We start from the raw sequence: 4,511 nt of genomic DNA on the forward strand, positions 1-4,511 counted from the left end.
ATTGGCTTCAAGAAGACGTTCTTCAGCAAGAATGGCGTTTTGTTTGGGCAGTGCCTCTAGTCACCTTGGTGGCGGTATGTCTTTTTTCATGGCTGCCGCGAGCTGCGCCGGGGCGTTGGATAATCGCAATTCTTGTCGTCATGGAGATTCTCCTCTGGAGCAGTCAAATTTTACCTGCTTATGTCTCAAAGCGTGTTACTCTGAAAATGGATACGAGCACTTTTACTGAACACAGGGATATTTCAACCCTGAACCGACGTAATGCCACTGTTCGCCCTAACTGGAACATGTTTACGCTTGATTTTACGATGGCCGGTTACAATCCACTTTATGTCGGGAAGACTAGAGAAACGCTTTGCCGACTAGGCTATGAAAATTTCTATCGTGGTTACCTAAATATTGTAGACGTTACTGCCGAGAACCAACGTGGGAACCTCTTCATGAAACGCTCCTTCTGGCTTGCACGGCAATGGGTTGCTGGAATCTTGCCAGACAAAAGACTTTTATTCCCAGCGGCCACAACGGTATTTTTGAATGATATGACTGCCGATAAAGAAGAGTTGTCCGTTCCGGAAGTCTCTCGTACATCACTAAAAGAAAGTGCTGTTTCCGATGAAGTGGAACGCATCGATCTGGGCGTTCCGGATCCGACCAAAGCGAATAGTCGCTCGGCGAAGATAGAATTGCGTTTGGCATCATTTGAGCAGAACTTCAAGCACAGCACCTTGTGTATTTCTTATCAAGGAACGGGCGTTGTGGAGTTTACCCCTCGATGCCGCGATGAATTGGGCCGTAGCTACTCGTTAAAACGCAGTCGTACCATTCATACCCACGGTGCAGAACGAACCCTCGAAATACCGCTTCCTGACTGCGGTACGAATACGGTTACGCTGATTTATCCCAGTGCGTCCGCATCAAAAATTCAATTTACCGGGGCATATGTGTTAAAAGACACGTTAGATGAAAATCAACATATTGAAATCGAAAAATATACGGCCAATACCGTATCTGTTAAGTTAAAAGATCTTCCAGAGCCGCGTGTTTTGACATTTTTGGATTCTTGGTATTCCGGGTGGCGTGCTTGGATTGACGGAGAGGAAGTAAATATTTTAAAAGCAAATGACGCTTTCAAAGCCGTCGTTGTTCCTGCCGGTACGCATACCGTAGCCTTTACATTCCAACCCATGTCTTTCTATATCGGACTCATTACATCGCTCGTCTTTTTTGGGGCACTCTTTATCGTGTTGATCGGTATCGTGATTGTAAGTTGTAAAAAAAAGATATCTTTCTGCATCAGAAAGAGAGCAAAAAAACAAACCATTCAGGATGGAACACTCTTTGAACAAGTAGAGCTTCATAGCGGACAACACATCATGAAAGTAAAGAAAATTGTTTTGCTTTTGTTTGTTCTGCTAGTTATTGGAATAACTCTTCTTGCGGGGGCAATAGTGACTAAAAAGTCCCCATGTAGGCTGTTCAGCCGTTCTAAAGAGAATAGGGAGGAAATAGTTTTAAATAAACCTATTGAGGTATCGTCTATCACGACTTTGCAGAATATCGGATTGCAGCCGGACTTGCCGTTGAATGGTGATTATTTATTAACGAGAGATATAGATGCTTTCGAAACGGTCACATGGTATGGAGGTTCGGGCTTTAAACCTATAGGCACTCTTGAAAAGCCCTTCGTCGGAAGCTTAGACGGGCAAGGGCATTGTATCCACAACTTGTTTATTAATCTGCCTGATACTGACAATGTCGGACTTTTTGGTGTTGTCGCTGAAAACGCTAGCATAACAGAAATACATTTGGTTGATGCTCAGGTAACCGGGTATTTTAATGTTGGGAGTTTAATTGGCAATAATTGCGGTTCCGTGTCGAAATGCAGCGGCTCCGGGTATATTGTAGGGGAGGCTTATCTCGGTGGGTTACTGGGAGCCAATGCCGGAGAGGTAACGCGATGTTATGCCGTGACCGCGGTCGCGGGAGATTCTAGGCTGGGTGCCTTAGCGGGATTGAACACAGGTAGTATTGAAGAGTGTTATGGTGGGGGAAAAATATTGGGTAAAGCCTACTGCGGCGGTCTTATCGGTCGCAATCAAAGAGGGAGTGTAACATCGTCTTTTTGGGATATTGCCGGCACAGGCTTAAAACTTTCAGAAGGTGGGATCGGCCATGAAACGTCCGTGATGATGACGAAGCGCCCCTATGTGGAATCCGGCTGGGATTTTACAAATACTTGGGAGATAGACGAGGGAAATACTTATCCTCAATTTGTGGCGCGTCCCAAGAAAGAAAGTGATTCCATGCCGTCTGCCATTGAAATTAATTCCATCGAACAATTCCAACGTATCGGCAGAGATAAAAATTTTCCTCTCAACGGTACCTATATACTGTCCGCAGATTTAGATGCGCGTGCTACTGCCACATGGGATCAGGGGCGTGGCTTTGAACCTATCGGCGCTATTGCCGGGAGAAAGTCGTCCTTACCCTTTACCGGACACATAGACGGTCGAGGACATGTCATCGCCGGGCTGGTTATTCATCGTCCTGAAAGTAATGGTGTCGGCCTCTTCGCTGAGGTGGGAAAGGATGCACGGATAGTAAATCTAGGGTTACAGGATATTTCTGTTACCGGTAAGAACAGTGTGGGCGGTCTAGTCGGACACAACTATGGCAGTGTGTTTTCGTGTTTCACCAATGGCAAGAGCATAGGAAACGCTTATATTGGCGGGCTGATTGGCATACAGAACGGTAGAGTACAAAGATGCTATGCTATGGGCTCCGTTAAAGGAGACTCGCGCGTCGGCGGCTTGGTCGGTATGAATCAGGGAAACATTTTTGAAAGTTTTTCTGCTGCTGACGTTGCCGGCTCCTCATTGACCGGCGCGCTCGTGGGTAGAAACTACAGTAGTGGTACAGTTGCTGAAAATTGCTTTTGGGATCGGACTGTGTACGCGGTGAATCTTCCCGGCGATAGTGCAGGACGATTGACTTCGGAACTTTATCAGCAGGCTACCTACACGCTTAAGGCTTGGGATTTTTTTCATGTCTGGAAGATCACGGAAGGGAAGTCCTATCCCTCGCTTCGTGTGTTCCCATAATCAGGGATGCCATGAAGGTGACGATGACCACACTGATAATGATAAGGGCTGCGTCGAAGAAATCGGTAAATATGACGCCATAAAATCTGGAAATCATGTGCCTGTCATATCGAGGAAATAGACCATGCCCGATACACGCAGCGCCCACCACGGTAAACGCCGCCCGCCAATAAAGTAATCGACCAGACTTTTGGAGCGCTGCGCATAGACGCAACAAGGCACGGCACGGTGCGCCATCGGCTTTATCCACGGCCAAGGGTAAGGCTAGAAATTCGTAGGTTCCCGGCAGCACGCCGCCAAGCCGCAAACCTTCAATAATAACGATTTCCGCTTGAAGCAAGGCGCGATGAACAGGGGCGCTTTTTCCCGACGGCGCTATGGAAAGCGTATCAATACCGACCAAGCGGACACCGTCTTCAACGAGACGTGCGGCGGCATCTTCTTCCAATGCCGTGAAGTTTGGATCGAAAGGCGCATCGGTGGGACGGTCGGATTGGGCTGTTTTTAGGAGGATCCGTTCCGGGAGCTGTGTTGGGGGCAGGTCAGCGGCGCGGATCACCGGTAGGGACGAAAAATCCAATACGAGCGCTTCCCCCATAAATACGGATAAGTCGATGGTGTCAAGAGTCGCTCCCTCTTCAATGAAATGCCAAGGCGCGTCGCAGTGGGTGCCCGTGTGGGTCGACAAGGTTATTTCGGAAACATTACAGGAATCACCGTGGGCAATCCGTGCCGCCGGTTTCAGGGAGAAGGGAGGATCTCCCGGCCATGTTGTCATATTCTTGTTTAATGGAATGCTGATATCACGCCACTGTTTTTCCATGAATCGACTCCTTCACACTGTTGGACAACGAATTGACCGCAAGAGGAACATCGTTGTTCTTTGCCCGGAAGGCAAGACTATAGTATAGAAAAAGGGGAACTGTAAATCCTATTCTGAAGATAGTAAGACCCTGTTCGGGACAGTGAAACAGGAGCCGCCGCCTCTTCTTTTCTTGACCCTTTACTTTCCCTAAGCGGCTGATTTTGATACAATTTCCAGACGGTCCTGTGATAAGTGAAACAAGAGGCTCACAAAAGCGCCTCATTAGAGAGCTTTTGGCCGACTATTTTAGAACGAGCTTCTAGCTTGGGGTTGAACGCAAAGCCTTCATGAGGATACTATTTTTAAAAGAGACTACTGAGTACTATTTTATAAGAGAACAATCATGAGTGGAGACAAAAAGAAAGCGCCTGCTCCGGGGTGTCCCGCCTCAGTAGAAATAGGACTTCTCAACCAGTCCCAATGTGTAGACTAGAAAGGAGAAGTCATGAAGAAAAGCCGCAGACATTTTACCGCCGAGGAGAAGGTGGCGCTGTTACGCAGTCACCTTGTTGAAAAGAAGTCCGTGTCGGAGATATGCCGGGAGC

3 protein-coding genes are annotated in these 4,511 nt (G+C 47.6%); 2 read left to right on the plus strand and 1 reads right to left on the minus strand.

Going from position 1 to position 4,511, the window contains the following annotated elements; translation table 11 throughout:
* Positions 1–3,101: YfhO family protein (locus GX117_04645; GenBank protein NLO32631.1), on the plus strand; the 3,101-nt coding region annotated here is incomplete at its 5' end.
* Here GX117_04645 and GX117_04650 read toward each other — a convergent pair.
* Positions 3,058–3,924, minus strand: a complete 867-nt coding sequence (locus GX117_04650) for a cyclase family protein (protein ID NLO32632.1) — start codon at positions 3,922–3,924, stop codon at positions 3,058–3,060. The two genes, GX117_04645 and GX117_04650, sit on opposite strands and share 44 nt — an antisense overlap.
* Before the next feature lie 487 nt (positions 3,925–4,411).
* On the opposite strand from GX117_04650, the gene GX117_04655 reads away from it, so the two are divergent.
* Positions 4,412–4,511: transposase (locus GX117_04655; protein ID NLO32633.1), on the plus strand; the 100-nt coding region annotated here is incomplete at its 3' end.

It is taken from the genome of Candidatus Hydrogenedentota bacterium (assembly GCA_012523015.1).
Classification (GTDB): domain Bacteria; phylum Hydrogenedentota; class Hydrogenedentia; order Hydrogenedentales; family CAITNO01; genus JAAYBJ01.

What these genes read in the sequence shown, in the direction of transcription:
- GX117_04650 (NLO32632.1), bottom strand. Translation starts at nt 3,924, where the DNA reads ATGGAAAAACAGTGGCGTGATATCAGCATTCCATTAAACAAGAATATG.